12 protein-coding genes and 1 tRNA gene are annotated in these 14,630 nt (G+C 73.7%); all 13 read left to right on the top strand.

Annotated features, from left to right (window positions below; genetic code table 11):
- Positions 1 to 95 precede the first annotated feature (95 nt).
- The 13 genes from BRM1_RS01170 (at position 96) to BRM1_RS01230 (ending at position 14,541) form a co-directional block, all read left to right on the top strand.
- Positions 96 to 1,070, top strand: coding sequence for a M15 family metallopeptidase (locus BRM1_RS01170; RefSeq protein ID WP_268527337.1), 975 nt, complete (start codon positions 96 to 98; stop codon positions 1,068 to 1,070).
- A 76-nt stretch (positions 1,071 to 1,146) separates the two neighbouring features.
- Positions 1,147 to 1,219: transfer RNA gene (locus BRM1_RS01175), tRNA-Arg, on the top strand.
- A gap of 106 nt (positions 1,220 to 1,325) precedes the next feature.
- Positions 1,326 to 2,966: an arginine--tRNA ligase gene (argS, locus tag BRM1_RS01180; RefSeq protein WP_268527339.1), complete on the top strand. Its 1,641-nt coding sequence runs from the start codon at positions 1,326 to 1,328 to the stop codon at positions 2,964 to 2,966.
- On the top strand, positions 2,966 to 4,423 hold the full coding sequence (gene lysA, locus BRM1_RS01185; RefSeq protein ID WP_268527343.1) for a diaminopimelate decarboxylase: 1,458 nt from the start codon (positions 2,966 to 2,968) through the stop codon (positions 4,421 to 4,423). The genes argS and lysA overlap by 1 nt, the downstream gene beginning before the upstream one ends.
- A 41-nt stretch (positions 4,424 to 4,464) precedes the next feature.
- Positions 4,465 to 5,775: a homoserine dehydrogenase gene (locus BRM1_RS01190; protein ID WP_268527346.1), complete on the top strand. Its 1,311-nt coding sequence runs from the start codon at positions 4,465 to 4,467 to the stop codon at positions 5,773 to 5,775.
- 28 nt (positions 5,776 to 5,803) lie between these two features.
- Positions 5,804 to 6,892 (top strand): threonine synthase, encoded by a 1,089-nt coding sequence (gene thrC / locus BRM1_RS01195; protein WP_268527349.1) that lies wholly within the window; start codon positions 5,804 to 5,806, stop codon positions 6,890 to 6,892.
- Positions 6,892 to 7,842 carry a homoserine kinase gene (gene thrB, locus BRM1_RS01200; RefSeq protein ID WP_268527351.1) on the top strand — a complete coding sequence of 317 codons (951 nt, stop codon included), beginning with the start codon at positions 6,892 to 6,894 and terminating at the stop codon, positions 7,840 to 7,842. Before thrC ends, thrB begins: the two co-directional genes overlap by 1 nt.
- Before the next feature lie 417 nt (positions 7,843 to 8,259).
- Positions 8,260 to 10,233, top strand: a complete 1,974-nt coding sequence (gene rho / locus BRM1_RS01205; protein WP_268527354.1) for a transcription termination factor Rho — start codon at positions 8,260 to 8,262, stop codon at positions 10,231 to 10,233.
- Positions 10,233 to 11,318: a peptide chain release factor 1 gene (gene prfA / locus BRM1_RS01210; RefSeq protein WP_268527356.1), complete on the top strand. Its 1,086-nt coding sequence runs from the start codon at positions 10,233 to 10,235 to the stop codon at positions 11,316 to 11,318. Before rho ends, prfA begins: the two co-directional genes overlap by 1 nt.
- Positions 11,319 to 11,325: 7 nt before the next feature.
- Positions 11,326 to 12,288 carry a N5-glutamine methyltransferase family protein gene (locus tag BRM1_RS01215; RefSeq protein ID WP_268527358.1) on the top strand — a complete coding sequence of 321 codons (963 nt, stop codon included), beginning with the start codon at positions 11,326 to 11,328 and terminating at the stop codon, positions 12,286 to 12,288.
- 4 nt (positions 12,289 to 12,292) lie between these two features.
- Positions 12,293 to 12,964 (top strand): L-threonylcarbamoyladenylate synthase, encoded by a 672-nt coding sequence (locus BRM1_RS01220; RefSeq protein WP_268527360.1) that lies wholly within the window; start codon positions 12,293 to 12,295, stop codon positions 12,962 to 12,964.
- Positions 12,965 to 14,068 (top strand): MraY family glycosyltransferase, encoded by a 1,104-nt coding sequence (locus BRM1_RS01225; RefSeq protein ID WP_268527362.1) that lies wholly within the window; start codon positions 12,965 to 12,967, stop codon positions 14,066 to 14,068.
- Positions 14,065 to 14,541: a hypothetical protein gene (locus BRM1_RS01230; protein WP_160952984.1), complete on the top strand. Its 477-nt coding sequence runs from the start codon at positions 14,065 to 14,067 to the stop codon at positions 14,539 to 14,541. The genes BRM1_RS01225 and BRM1_RS01230 overlap by 4 nt, the downstream gene beginning before the upstream one ends.
- The last annotated feature ends 89 nt before the right edge of the window (positions 14,542 to 14,630 follow it).

Raw genomic sequence — 14,630 nt, forward strand, 5'->3', positions numbered from 1 at the left:
TCTGTGACTTTCCCGCGATTTCTCGTTATAGTGCTGTGACATGCGAACTCGCGGCCGTGCCGCGCAAGCATGACTTCCGTCTGTTTGGAGATTCTGTGGATCAGTCTGGTCTTGAGCCCGTCGTGCGCCGTCGGGACCTGCGCAAGCAGGAGGAGGCGGCCCGCCGGGCCGATCGCCACGCCGTGTCGCCGCTGCACCGCCGGACCTTCAGCTCCGCCGCGGACGCCGAGCCCGCGCCCGCCGCGGACCGTCCCGGGCGCAGCGCCGCGACCGCGGCCGCCCGCGCCGTGCGCGGCTCCGACGGCTCCGCGCTGCGCCGCCACCGGCGCCGCAGGACCGCGACGATCTCCGCGCTCACCACGGTCTCCGCGGCCGGCATCGCGATCGCCGCAGTGCTCGTGGGTGGCAACATGGGCGGCGGGGACCAGGTCCAGGCCGCCGAGGGCCACGTCGCGCAGCAGACCGAGCTCGACCGCGCCGAGCTCGCCCCCGAGGCCGTCGACGGCTCCGCGGCGAGCGCGGACAAGGACGCGAAGTCCTCGGGCGCCCACAACTTCGCGGGCGGCGCGCCCACCGCGAACAACAAGAAGGCGGCCGCGGCCGCCAGCTCCGTGCAGCGCACCGCACTGCCCGGCTGCTCCGGCAAGCCGCCCAAGGGCGAGTTCTCCAACGGCCAGGTCCCGGCCGATTCGCTGTGCAAGATCGGCGTGGGCGACCACAAGCTGCGCGCGGACGCGGCCGTCGCCTTCGCCAAGATGAACGCGGCGTTCAAGGCCGACACCGGTTCCTCGATGGCGGTCACGGACTCCTACCGCTCGCTCGACGGGCAGATCTCGGTCGCCGGGCGCAAGCCGGGCCTCGCCGCCAAGCCGGGCACCTCGATGCACGGCTGGGGCATCGCCCTCGACATGGCCGGCGGTTCCGCCGAGGCCAGCGGCACCCAGTACGACTGGCTCGTGAAGAACGCCGCGAAGTACGGCTGGGAGAACCCGGACTGGGCCAAGGGCGGCCAGTACGAGCCCTGGCACTGGGAGTACGTCCCCGCCCGCAAGACGATCAAGGGCCACTGAGTCCCGCCGTGCCGGCGGCCCGGCGGGCGGCGGTTTCGACCGCCGCGCCACCGGTGCTATGCTGACACGGTCGTCCGCCCGCGTAGCTCAGCGGATAGAGCGTCTGCCTCCGGAGCAGAAGGTCGTAGGTTCGAATCCTGTCGCGGGCACCGCACGCAAGGGCCCCCGGTATGACCGGGGGCCCTTCGCGCACCCCCTCCCGCCCGACCGCGCCCCGGATTTCGGCCCGCAATCGCGTCGTAATAGGCTTGTGATGTGACTCCGGAAGAACTCAAAGACGCCATCGCAGCCGCCATCTCCCAGCTGAACGAGGAGCGCGGGCTGTCCATCGAGGCCCCCGCGGCACTCGTCGTCGAGCGGCCCAAGAACCGCGCGCACGGCGACTGGTCGACCAACGTCGCGCTGCAGACGGCGAAGGGGGCGGGCCTGAACCCGCGCGAGCTCGGCGCGGACCTCGCGGCGCTGCTGAGCGCGCGCGAGGGCATCGCCCGCGCCGATGTCGCGGGCCCCGGCTTCATCAACATCACGCTCGAGGCCGCCGCCGCCGGCGCCGTGGCCGCGGACATCGTGGCGGCCGGGCGCGACTACGGCCGCAGCGACGAGCTCGCCGGCGAGACGATCAACATGGAGTTCGTCTCCGCCAACCCCACGGGCCCCCTGCACCTGGGCCACACCCGCTGGGCGGCCCTGGGCGATGCGATCGCCCGGGTGCTCCGGGCGGCCGGCGGCAGCGTCGCCAGCGAGTACTACATCAACGACGCCGGCTCCCAGATGGAGACGTTCGCCGATTCCGTGCTCGCGCGCATGCACGGCCGCGACGTCCCCGAGGGCGGCTATCCGGGCCAGTACATCGCCGACATCGCCCAGGCGCTGCTGGAGCGCCACCCGCAGTGGGCGGACGCCCCGGAGGACGAGATCCGCGCTCAGGTGCGCGCGGAGGCCTACGAGCTGCAGCTAGCCGACATCCGCTCGACGCTCGACGACTTCGGGGTCGCCTTCGACGTGTGGTTCTCCGAGCAGTCCCTCTACGACTCGAACGCGCTGGCCACGAGCGTGCAGCGGCTGCGCGAGCAGGGCCACGTCTACGACGAGGGCGGCGCGGTGTGGCTGCGCACGACGACGTTCGGCGACGACAAGGACCGCGTGCTCATCCGGGCCGACGGCAATCCCACCTACTTCGCCTCGGACGCGGCCTACTACCTCAACAAGCGCGACCGCGGCTACGAGCGCAAGGTCTACCTGCTCGGCGCCGACCACCACGGCTACGTGGGCCGCCTCAAGGCGATCGCGGCCGCCGCGGGCGACGACCCCGAGGCCAACATCGAGATCCTCATCGGCCAGCTCATCAAGGTCAACGGCGCCAAGCTGTCCAAGCGCGCCGGCAACATCATCGAGCTTCGCGACCTCATCGACTGGCTCGGCGCGGACGCGCTGCGCTACTCGCTGGCCCGCATCCCCGCGGACTCGCCGCTCACCCTGGACCCGGAGGTGCTGCGCAGCGCGAGCGCGGACAACCCGGTCTACTACGTCCAGTACGCCCACGCGCGCGCCCGCGGCGTCGAGCGCAACGCGCGGGCCGCCGGCGTCGGGGCCGAGGACTTCGACCCCGCGCTGCTGAGCGAACCCACGGAGGCGGTCCTGCTGTCCGCGCTCGCGGACTACCCGCGCGTGGTCGCCCAGGCCGCCCGCCTGCGCGAGCCGCACCGCGTGGCCCGCTACCTCGAATCGCTGGCGGCTGCGTTCCACAAGTGGTACGACGCCTGCCGCGTCTCCCCGCGCGGCGACGAGGAGGTCACCGCGACCCACTCCGCCCGCCTCGTCCTCGACCGCGCCACCGCCCAGGTGCTCGCCAACGGCCTCGAGCTCATGGGCGTGAGCGCGCCGGAGCGCATGTAATGCCGGCGCACGTCTCCGGCGTGCTGCACGCCGGGCCCTCGCCGGTCTGGCTGCCGTACCCCGCCGACGTCAACGCGCTCATGCCCAGCCTGTGGGGCGCGAGCGTGTCCAAGGACGACGCCGGGGTGCTCACGGTGGGCGGCTGCTCGGCCCCGTGGCTGGCGCGCGAATTCGGCTCGCCCCTCTACGTCCTCGACGTGGCCGACCTGCGCGCCCGGGCGGAGGGCTTCGCATCCTCGTTCGGAGCCGCATTCGCAGCGGTGGGCGGGCGCGCGCGGGCCTTCTACGCCGGTAAGGCGCTGCTCACCACCGCGATCGCCGGCTGGATGGCCGAGGCCGGGCTCGGCATCGACGCGTGCAGCCTCGGCGAGCTCCTCGTGGCCCGCCGCGCCGGCGTCGATCCCGCCCTCGTCGGCCTGCACGGCAACAACAAGTCCGATGCCGAGCTCGCCCTCGCCCTCGACTGGGGGATCGGGCGCATCGTGATCGACTCCCTGCCGGAGATCGAGCGGCTCGAGGCCGCCGCCGCCGCCCGCGGGGTGCGCGCACCGGTCATGGTGCGCACCACAGTCGGCGTCGAAGCGCACACGCACGACTTCATCGCCACGGCGCACGAGGACCAGAAGTTCGGCCTGTCGCTGACGACGGGCCAGGCCCGCGCGGCCGCCGATGCGGTTGTCGCCGCCGAGCACCTGGACCTCGTGGGCCTGCACAGCCACATCGGCTCGCAGATCTTCGACGCGGAGGGCTTCGAGGTCGCCGCGCGCCGCCTCGTGGAGCTGCGCGCCCAGCTGCAGGAGGCCCACGGCATCGAGGTCCCGGAGCTCGACCTGGGCGGCGGGTTCGGCATCCGCTACACCTCCCAGGACACCCCGGGCACGTTCGCCCAGCTGGCCGAGGGACTGGCGCAGGCGCTCGCCCGCGCGTGCCGCGAAGCGGGCACCTCCCTGCCGCTCGTGTCCTTCGAACCGGGCCGGGCCCTCATCGGCCCGGCGGTGTTCACGCTCTACACCGTGGGCACCGTCAAGCGGGTCGAGACCGGCGCGGGCGTGCGCACCTACGTCTCCGTGGACGGGGGCATGAGCGACAACATCCGCACGGCCCTCTACGACGCGGACTACTCGTGCTCGCTGGCCTCCCGGGATTCGCGGGCCGAGCCGGCGGTGGTGCGCGTCGTGGGCAAGCACTGCGAGAGCGGGGACATCGTCGTGCGCGACGAGTACCTGCCGGCCGACATCGGCCCCGGCGACCTCGTCGCCGTGCCCGGCACCGGCGCCTACTGCCGCCCACTGGCCTCGAACTACAACCTCGTGCCCCGCCCCGGCATCGTCGCGGTCGAGGACGGCCGCGCGCGCTGGATCCTCCTGCCGGAGACGCACGAGGCGATGCTCGCCGCCGATCCCGGCTTCGCCGCCACGGCACCCGAGACCGCCGAGCCCCCGCGCAGCGCGCGCTGACCCCGCCCGTGCGCCCGAGCGCACCCGATGAGAAGGAAACGATGGAAACCACACCCCTCAAGGTCGCCCTGCTGGGCGGCGGCGTCGTCGGCACCGAGGTCGCCCGCCGCCTCCTGGGCCGCGCTGCTGACTTCGAGCGCCGCGTGGGCGCCCCGCTCGAGCTCACGGCGGTCGCCGTGCGCGATGCGCAGCGCGAGCGCCCCGGGATCCCCGTGGGGCTCCTCACCGACGACGTCGACCAGGCGATGGCGGGAGCCGACATCGTCATCGAGCTCATGGGGGGCATCGACGAGCCGCGGCGGGCCATCCTCGCCGCGCTCGACTCCGGCGCCTCCGTGGTCACGGCGAACAAGGCGCTGCTCGCCGCCCATTACGGGGAGCTCATGGCGGCCGCCGACTCCGCCGCGGTGCGCCTCGAGCACGAGGCCGCGGTCGCCGGCGCCATCCCCATCATCCGGCCCGTGGGCGACTCCCTGGCCGGCGATGAGATCACCCGCGTCATGGGCATCGTCAACGGCACGACGAACTACATCCTCGACCAGATGGACCGCGAGGGCTGGGACTTCGACCGCGCGCTCACCACGGCCCAGGAGCTGGGCTTCGCGGAGGCCGATCCAACCGCCGATGTGGGGGGCCACGACGCCGCCGCGAAGGCCGCCATCCTCGCCGCGCTCGCGTTCCACACGCCGGTCTCGATCGACGACGTCCACGTCGAGGGCATCGCGTCCGTCACCGCGGACATGATCGAGACGGCGCGCGCCCAGGGGTTCGCGATCAAGCTGCTGGCGATCTGCGAGAAGCTCGTCAGCGAGGGCCGCGCGGGCGTCTCCGCGCGCGTCTACCCCGCGCTGCTGCCCCGCGAGCACGTCCTGGCGCAGGTCTCCGGCGCCTTCAACGCCGTCTTCGTCGAGGCGGAGGCCGCGGGCTCGCTCATGTTCTACGGCCAGGGCGCCGGCGGGGCGCCCACGGCCTCCGCGGTGCTCGGCGACGTGGTCTCGGTGGCCCGCCGCAAGGTGCTCGGCGGCCGCGGCCAGTACGAGCACGCGAGCACCGCCACCCTGCCCGTCCTGCCGATCAGCGCGATCACCACCCGCTACCAGATCACGCTCGACGTGTTCGACCGCCCGGGCGTGCTCAACGCCGTCACGGAGGTCTTCGCCGCCCACGGCGTGTCGATCGAGCTCGTCCAGCAGACCCAGCTGCCCGCCTCGGAGGCCGCCGAGCGGCACGCCAAGCTCGTCGTGGCCACCCACTCCGGCACGGACGAGGCGCTCGCCCAGACCGTCGCGGACATCGCGGCGCTCTCCGTAGTCAACGACCTGACCTCGGTGCTGCGCATCGAGGGACTCTGAACGACCGGAAGAAGGACTGAGGACAGCCATGGCCCTAGCGCACCGCCACCAGTGGCAGGGAGTCATCGAGGAATACCGGCCCCTGCTGGGGCTCGCGGAGTCCACGCGGGCGGTGACGCTCGGCGAGGGCGGCACGCCCCTCATCGCCGCCGAGGCGCTCTCGCAGCGGGTGGGCGCCGAGGTCTACGTGAAGTACGAGGGCATGAACCCGACCGGCTCGTTCAAGGACCGCGGGATGACGATGGCCATCACCCAGGCGCGGGCCCACGGCGCCAAGGCCGTCATCTGCGCGTCGACGGGCAACACCTCCGCCTCGGCCGCGGCGTACGCGACGAAGGCGGGGCTGACCTGCGCGGTGCTCGTGCCCGCCGGGAAGATCGCGGTGGGCAAGATGAGCCAGGCCATCGCCCACGGGGCGCAGCTGCTCGAGGTCGACGGCAACTTCGACGACTGCCTCACCCTGTGCCGCAAGCTCTCCGAGGCCTACCCCGTCCACCTCGTCAACTCCGTCAACCCGGACCGCATCGAGGGCCAGAAGACCGCGGCGTTCGAGGTCGTCGACGCGCTCGGCCGCGCACCCGACGTCCACCTCCTCCCGGTGGGCAACGCGGGCAACATCACCGCCTACTGGAAGGGCTACCGCGAGTACCGCGAGGCGGGGCTCGCGGAGACCGCCCCGCAGATGTGGGGCTTCCAGGCCGCCGGCGCCGCGCCCCTCGTGCTGGGCCACCCCGTGGACGACCCGGACACCGTGGCCACCGCGATCCGGATCGGCAACCCGGCCTCGTGGACCCAGGCCGAGGCCGCCCGCGACGAATCGGGCGGCCTCATCGACGCCGTCACCGACGAGCAGATCCTCGCCGCCCACCGGCTCCTGTCCACCACGGAGGGCATCTTCGTCGAGCCCGGCTCCGCCGCCTCGATCGCCGGCCTGCTCAAGCAGGCCGATGCGGGGCGCGTGCCCGCGGGCGCCACGCTCGTGTGCACCGTGACCGGCCACGGCCTCAAGGATCCCCAGTGGGCCCTGCGGACGGCCGACGGCAGCGATCTCACGCCCACGCGGGTGCCCGTCGACGCGGTCTCCGCCGCCCGCGAGCTCGGCCTCGAGGAGGGGTGATGCCCGCAGCGGCGGCCTTCGAGGTCACGGTGCCGGCCACCTCGGCGAACCTCGGGGCGGGCTACGATTCGTTCGGGCTCGCGCTCGACCTGCGCGACGAGGTGACCGCCTGGCTGTGCGCCGAGCCCGTCGACCCGGCGCGCTGCGTCGAGGTCGAGGGGGAGGGGGAGGGGAGCCTGCCGGGCGACCGCTCGCACCTCGTGCATCGGATCGCTTCGACCGTGCTCGCCGAGCGCGGCCTGGCAGACCTCGCCGACCGGCTGCTCCTCCACTGCCTCAACCGCATCCCGCAGTCCCGCGGCATGGGCTCGTCGGCCTCCGCCGTGGTGGCGGGGATCTCGATCGCCGATGCCCTGAGCGCCGGGGCCGGGCTGCCGGAGCCCGCGGCGGCGGAGAAGCTGGCCTGGGCCACGCGCTTCGAGGGCCACCCGGACAACGCCGCGCCCGCCCTCTACGGGGGCGTGTCCGTGAGCTATGCCGATGCGCAGGGCCGCCCGCAGTCGGCCTCCATCCCGGTCGATCCGCGGGTGAGCGCGGCCCTCGTCATCCCCTCGGCCCGCCTCGACACCGCGGTGGCCCGCTCGCTCATCCCCGCGACGGTCCCGCACGCGCAGGCGGCGGCGAACAGCGCGGTGGCCGGCCTGTTCGTCCACGCGATCGGCAGCGCCCCGGAGCTGCTCTTCGATGCCACCGCCGACCGCCTCCACCAGGAATTCCGCCGTCCCGCCATGCCCGAGGCGCTGGCGCGCGTCGACGCCCTGCGCGCGGCCGGACTGGCCGCCGTGGTCTCCGGGGCCGGGCCGACGGTGCTCGTGCTCGGCACCGGCGGCGACCTCGCCGAGCGCACGGCCGCCGCCCTGCCCGGCGACGATGCGCGCGTGCGCGGCGCGCAGATCAGCGAGGCGGGGGCCACGACCACCGCGCTGAGCCCCGTGCCCGACGCGGTCTGAGCCCCGTGCTCGGCGCGGTCCGAGTCCCGTGTCCCGCGCGATCTGACCGACGCCGCCCCACGGGGCCGGGCCGGGCCGGCGGTGTCTGCGCGGTGCGGGGCGCCCGCGGCCGGGGCCGCACCTCGACTCCGCGCGGATCGCCGCCATGCGATTTCCCAACCGCCGCGGGGAAGGGGTAGAATCGATCACGTTCCCACCGGCACTCAGCCCCCTCCGGGGCCGCCGCATCGGGGCGCTACCCGCTCACTGCGCGCGGACCGCCCGCTCACCGGGAACATCACGAGTACGGGAACCCCAGTGGGATCGCCCGTACACCGATTCCGAAGCACGCATCAGCCGTGCACGTCCGCTGCCGCGCACCGTCCCGAGTCCGCTCGGGCCCGGCGCGGCGGCCGAACGAGGGAGAAGGAAACCTTCGTGTCAGAAACCACCACCCCCGGCACCGTGCGCTCGGGAAGCCTGACCGGCCTCCGCCTGCCCCAGCTGCAGGAGATGGCCGCCGGCCTGGGCATCAAGGGCTACCGCCGCCTCCGCAAGGGCGAGCTCATCGACGCCATCCAGTCCGCCGGCTCCGGCGCTGCCCCCGCGGCGGCACCCCAGCGCCAGGCGCCGGCCGCCGCTGCGGCCCCCGAGGCCGCCGCGCAGCAGCCCCGCGAGCGGGCGCCCCGCCGCGCCCCCGAGGCGCAGGCCGAGCAGCCCGAGGCGCAGGCCCCCGGCAGCGAGCCGCGGGCAGCCGAGCCCCAGCCCGAGCATCGCGGTGCGGCCGCCGAGCAGCAGCGCGAGGAGGACCGCCCGGAGCGCGGTCAGCGCCGCCGCCGGGGCGAGAGCCGACGCGGCGACGCCGAGGACGGCCAGGAGCGCGGCCAGCAGGACCGCGCGGAGCGCACCGAGTCCGACGACCGCGACGAGCGCCGCGGGCGCAGCCGCCGCGGCAACCGCGACGGTGACACCGAGGCCCGCGGTGGCCGCGAGGGCCGCGACAGCCGCGCGGACCGCAGCGACAGCAACGGCCGCAACGACAACAACGGCGGCCGCAACGACAACCGCGGTGACAGCAAGAACGGCCGCGACAGCAACCGGGGCGACGGCAGCAACGGCCGCAACGACGGCAACGGCCGCGACAACAATCGGGGCGACGGCCGCGACGGGGACGACCGCCGCGGGCGCAACCGGCGCGATCGCAAGCGCCGCGGCGGCAACGGGCGCGAGGACGAGCAGGACCTGCGCCCCGACGACGTCCTCATCCCCGTGGGCGGCATCCTCGACGTCCACGACAACTACGCGTTCCTGCGCACCTCCGGCTACCTGCCCGGCCCCAACGACGTCTACGTGTCGGCCAACATGGTCAAGCGCAACGGCCTGCGCAAGGGCGATGCCGTCGTGGGCGCCATCCGCCAGCAGCGCGAGGGCGAGAAGAACAACCGCCGCGAGAAGTTCGATGCGCTCGTGCGCCTCGACAGCATCAACGGCCTGAGCGCCGACGAGGCCAAGCGCCGCGTCGAGTTCTCTAAGCTCACGCCGCTCTACCCGCAGGAGCGCCTGCGGCTCGAGACGGATCCGAAGCTCATCGCGACGCGGATCGTCGACCTCGTCTCGCCTATCGGCAAGGGCCAGCGCGGCCTCGTCGTCTCGCCCCCCAAGGCCGGCAAGACGACGATCATGCAGCAGCTGGCGAACGCGATCACGACGAACAACCCCGAGGTCCACCTCATGGTCGTCCTCGTCGACGAGCGCCCCGAGGAGGTCACGGACATGCAGCGCGCGGTCAAGGGCGAGGTCATCGCCTCGACCTTCGACCGCCCGGCCGATGACCACACGACGATCGCGGAGCTCGCCATCGAGCGCGCCAAGCGCCTCGTCGAGATGGGCCAGGACGTCGTCGTCCTGCTCGACAACATCACCCGCCTGGGCCGCGCCTACAACCTGGCGCAGCCCGCCTCCGGCCGGATCCTCTCCGGCGGCGTCGACGCGAACGCGCTCTACCCGCCCAAGAAGTTCTTCGGCGCGGCGCGCAACATCGAGGGCGGCGGCTCGCTCACCATCCTCGCCACCGCGCTCGTCGAGACCGGCTCGAAGATGGACGAGGTGATCTTCGAGGAGTTCAAGGGCACCGGCAACATGGAGCTGCGTCTGTCGCGCAACCTCGCGGACAAGCGCATCTACCCGGCCGTGGACGTCAACGGCTCCGGCACGCGCCGCGAGGAGAACCTCATGAGCGCCGAGGAGATGAAGATCATGTGGCGCCTGCGCCGCCTCTTCGCCGGCCTCGAGCAGCAGCAGGCCGTGGAGCTGCTGCTCACGAAGCTCAAGGAAACCGGCTCGAACGCCGAGTTCCTCATGCAGGTCCAGAAGTCGACTCCGCTGCCGAAGTCGGCGGCCGACGACCTCTGATGAGCACCCCCGGCGACCTCGAGTCGCTGGTCAGCAGCGTGCGCGCCCTGCTCGACGAGCACGGCCGGATCGAGGCGGAACTCGCCGATCCGGCCGTGCACGCCGATGCGGGGCGCGCGCGCCGTCTCAACCGGCGCTATGCGGAGCTCGACGCCGTGGCATCCGCGTGGCGCAGGCTCGAGGCCGTCGAGCGCGACCTCGGCGCGGCCCGCGAGCTCGCGGCGGAGGACGAGTCGTTCGCGGCGGAGGCCCGCGACCTCGCCGCCGAGCGCGAGGAGCTGGGCGCCGAGCTGCGCGAGCTGCTCGTGCCGCGCGACCCGGATGACGCGCGCGATGCGATCATCGAGGTGCGCGCGGGGGAGGGCGGCGAGGAGTCCGCGCTCTTCGCGGCCGACCTCACGCGCATGTACCAGCGCTGGGCCGAGTCCCGCGGCTGGTCCACGGAGATCCTCGACGCCGCCGAATCCGCGCTGGGCGGGTACAAGGACATCACCCTGGCCGTCAAGGCCAAGGCCGGCGGCGTGTACGGCTGGACGAAGTTCGAGGGCGGCGTCCACCGGGTCCAGCGCGTGCCGGTGACGGAGTCGCAGGGCCGGATCCACACCTCGGCGGCGGGCGTGCTCGTCTTCCCGGAGGCCGATGAGCCGGAGGAGGTCTCGCTCGACGAGAACGACCTGCGCATCGACGTCTTCCGCTCCTCGGGCCCCGGCGGCCAGTCGGTGAACACGACCGACTCCGCCGTGCGGATCACCCACCTGCCCACCGGCATCGTCGCGAGCTGCCAGAACGAGAAGTCCCAGCTGCAGAACAAGGAGGCGGCGCTGCGCATGCTGCGCGCCCGCCTGCTCGCGGTGCGCGCGCAGGAGGCCCAGGCGGAGGAGAACGACCGCCGCCGCTCGCAGGTGCGCACCGTGGACCGCTCCGAGCGGGTGCGGACCTACAACTTCCCGGAGAACCGGATCGCCGATCACCGCACGGGCTACAAGGCCTACAACCTCGATCAGGTGCTCGCCGGCCGGCTCGACGAGGTCGTCGAATCGCTGCGCGCCGCCGAGCGCGCCGAGCGCCTCGAGGAGATCGGATGAGCCGCTGATGGCAGCCGGCAGCACCGAGTCCGCGGGCCCCGAGCACACGGACTCCGCCCACACGGGCCCCGCTCACGCGGACCCCGGCCCCACCGCCGATGCCCTGCTGCGCGAGGGCGCGGCGGCACTGTCGGGCAGTGCCTCCCCGGCCGCCGACGCCGCGCTCCTGTTGGCCCACGCGTGGGACCGGACGGGGGCCCAGCTGGCCCGCGCCCGCCTCATGGGCGAGTCCGTCGCCCCCCGCACAGCGCGGGCCTACCGGGAGCTGCTCACCGCGCGCGCCGACGGCGCGCCCGTCCAGCACCTGACGGGCCGTGCCCCGTTCCGCCGCCTCACGCTGCCCGTGGGGCCGGGGGTCTTCGTGCCCCGCCTCGAGACCGAGCTGCTCGTCGACGCGGTGCTCGCCCGCACCTCGGCCGCGCCCGTGGCCGTCGACCTGTGCGCCGGCAGCGGTGCGATCGGGCTCGCGCTCGCCACCGAGGCCCCCGGAGCGCGGGTGCTCGGCATCGAGCGATCCGAGGCCGCCCTCGAGTGGGCCCGCCGCGCCCGCGCCGAGCACGCGGACGAGCTGGCGGCCGCCGGCTCCCGGCTGCTGCTCGCCCAGGGCGATGCGACGCAGGCCGCGGAGGTCGCCGGGCTCGTCCAGCGCGAGCTCGGCCAGCGCCCGCAGGTCGTCGTGTCGAACCCGCCCTATGTGCCCCCGGGCGCTGCGAGCGCGGAGGTCACCGCGAGCGATCCCGCGGCGGCCCTGTGGGGCGGTGGTCCCGACGGCACCGAGATCCCGCGCCGCATCATCGCGACCGCGGCCGCGCTGCTCGCCCCCGGGGGGCTGCTCGTCCTCGAGCACGCGGAGGCGCAGGGGCCCGCCCTGCGGCGCGCGGCCCACGCGCTGGGGTTCGGGGGAGCGGCCACGCACTCGGACTACACTGGCCGGGATCGGTACACGACGGCACACCGGATGGAGAGCTGAGCACATGGCGCGGAACTTCGACCTGCGCTCCGAGCAGGTGAGGGACCTCATCCTCGACGAGAGCGCCCGGGTGGTCGCCGACGACGGGCTGCTCGTCATCCCCACGGACACCGTGTACGGCATCGCCGCGGACGCATTCTCCGCCGCCGGCGTGGCCCGTCTGCTCGCCGCCAAGGGGCGCGGGCGCGACATGCCCCCGCCCGTGCTCATCGGCCAGCGCAGCACGCTCCTCGGCATCGCCGAGGTGCTCGACCAGCGGATCATGGAGCTCACCGAGCGCTTCTGGCCGGGTCCCCTCACGATCGTGTGCCCCGCCCAGCCGTCGTTGGACTGGGATCTGGGCGACACCCACGGCACGGTCGCGGTGCGCATGCCCGACCACCCGCTCGCCCTCGAGCTGCTCGCGCGCACGGGGCCCCTCGCGGTCTCCAGCGCCAACACCTCGGGGGCTCCCGCCGCGGTGACCGCGGCCGGCGCCCAGGAGATGCTCGGCGACTCGGTGGACGTCTACCTCGACGGGGGCGAGGCGCCCGGCCAGGCGTCCTCGACGATCGTCGACATGACCTCGCAGCCCCCGCGCATCCTCCGCGCGGGCCCGATCGGCGCCGCCGCGCTGCGCGAGATCGTCGCGGACCTCGCAGACCCCGAGGGCCCCGACCCGGATGCGGGAAGCTGAGTGCGCGCCTACCTCTTCATCGTCCTCGTCAGCGCGATCACGTGCTACCTCGTCACCCCGATGGTGCGTAGGATCGCCGAGCGCGGGCTCATCTTCTCGCCCCTGCGCGACCGCGATGTGCACTCCGTGCCCACCCCGCGGATGGGCGGCGTGGCGATGTTCGCCGGGCTGCTCGCGGGGCTCGCCTTCGCCTCCGGCACCCCGTTCCTCGAACGGCTCTTCGACGCCCCCGGGCCCATCGTCGGCGTGGCCGGGGCCGGGGCGATGCTGTGCCTGCTGGGCGTCATCGACGACATCTGGGACCTCAACTGGATCACGAAGCTCGCCGGCCAGACCATGGCGGCGGGCTTCATGGCCCTCAACGGCGTCTCCCTGCTCTCCATCCCGTTCAACGGCGTCATCATCGGCTCGCCGCGCATGTCGATCGTCATCACGGTCCTCGTCGTGCTCGTGACCATCAACGCCGTGAACTTCGTCGACGGCCTCGACGGGCTGGCCGCCGGCGTCGTGTCGATCGGCGGTGTCGCGTTCTTCGCCTACTCCTACATGCTCGCCCGGGACACGAGCCCGGACAGCTACGCCAACCTCGCCTCCCTCATCATCGCGCTGCTCGTCGGCGCCTGCCTGGGCTTCCTGCCGCACAACTTCAACCCCGCGCGGATCTTCATGGGCGACTCGGGCTCGATGCTCATCGGCCTGCTGCTGGCGGCCTCGACGATCCGCGTGACCGGCCAGGTGGACCCGGCCGTGCTCAGCGACGAGCGCGCCCTGCCCACGTTCCTGCCGATCATCCTCCCGATCGCCGTCATGGCCCTGCCGCTCATCGACCTCATGCTCGCGGTGGTCCGGCGGATGGCGGCGGGCAAGTCCCCGTTCTCCGCGGACGCCAAGCACCTCCACCACCGCATGCTCAGGCTGGGCCACTCCCACGCCCGCGCGGTGCTCATCATGTACCTGTGGACGGCCGACTTCGCGTTCGGCTCCGTCGCGTTCCTCGTCTGCCCGGCCGGGGCGGTCATCCCGATCCTCGCCGGCGCCGTCGTCGTCACCCTGGCGCTGACGTTCTCGCCGTTCCTCCTGCACCGAAAGAAGACCCTCGCATGAGCACTGAGCACAGCCCGGCCGATTCCGCGGCGGGCGGCGGCCGGCCGGCCGAGACCGCCGCTCAGGCCGCCTGGCGGCGCGTGTGGCTGCGGCTGCTCGTGCGCGGGGCGTGCGTGGTCGCGGCGATCGCGGCCGCCTCCCTGCTGGTGGGCGGCCTGCTCGCGGGCGCCCGGGGCCTGGCTGGCGCGGGCGTGGGCTCCGCGCTCGCCGCCGTCTTCGTCCTCGTGAGCGTCGGCGTCATGTACGTGGGCCGCAATGCGAGCCTGACCGCCGTGGGCGGCATGCTGGGGATCGGGTTCGCGTTCAAGGCGTTCATCTTCATGATCATCGTGTGGAACATCAAGGACGCGCCGTGGCTCAGTGGCCCGGTGGCGTTCTTCACGATCGTCGCCGCGGTGCTGGCGACCTCCGCGCTCGAGGTGCTCACCGTCCAGCGCGCCCGGATCCCCTACGTCGACCCCGAGGCCGGCTGAGCCCGTCCGCGGCGGGCCGCCGGCCTCCACGGCCCCGGTGGGAGCGCCGGCGAGCGCACTCAGGCGGCGCGCGGCCGGCTGTCGAGGAT

This window comes from Brevibacterium sp. BRM-1 (assembly GCF_026802075.1).
Taxonomy (GTDB): Bacteria; Actinomycetota; Actinomycetes; order Actinomycetales; family Brevibacteriaceae; genus Brevibacterium; species Brevibacterium rongguiense.

Coding starts and splice junctions, on each gene's coding strand:
- BRM1_RS01215 (WP_268527358.1), top strand. CDS start 11,326: ATGGCAGCCGGCAGCACCGAGTCCGCGGGCCCCGAGCACACGGACTCC.
- BRM1_RS01230 (WP_160952984.1), top strand. CDS start 14,065: ATGAGCACTGAGCACAGCCCGGCCGATTCCGCGGCGGGCGGCGGCCGG.
- BRM1_RS01220 (WP_268527360.1), top strand. CDS start 12,293: ATGGCGCGGAACTTCGACCTGCGCTCCGAGCAGGTGAGGGACCTCATC.
- thrC (WP_268527349.1), top strand. CDS start 5,804: ATGGCCCTAGCGCACCGCCACCAGTGGCAGGGAGTCATCGAGGAATAC.
- BRM1_RS01190 (WP_268527346.1), top strand. CDS start 4,465: ATGGAAACCACACCCCTCAAGGTCGCCCTGCTGGGCGGCGGCGTCGTC.
- thrB (WP_268527351.1), top strand. CDS start 6,892: ATGCCCGCAGCGGCGGCCTTCGAGGTCACGGTGCCGGCCACCTCGGCG.
- lysA (WP_268527343.1), top strand. CDS start 2,966: ATGCCGGCGCACGTCTCCGGCGTGCTGCACGCCGGGCCCTCGCCGGTC.
- prfA (WP_268527356.1), top strand. CDS start 10,233: ATGAGCACCCCCGGCGACCTCGAGTCGCTGGTCAGCAGCGTGCGCGCC.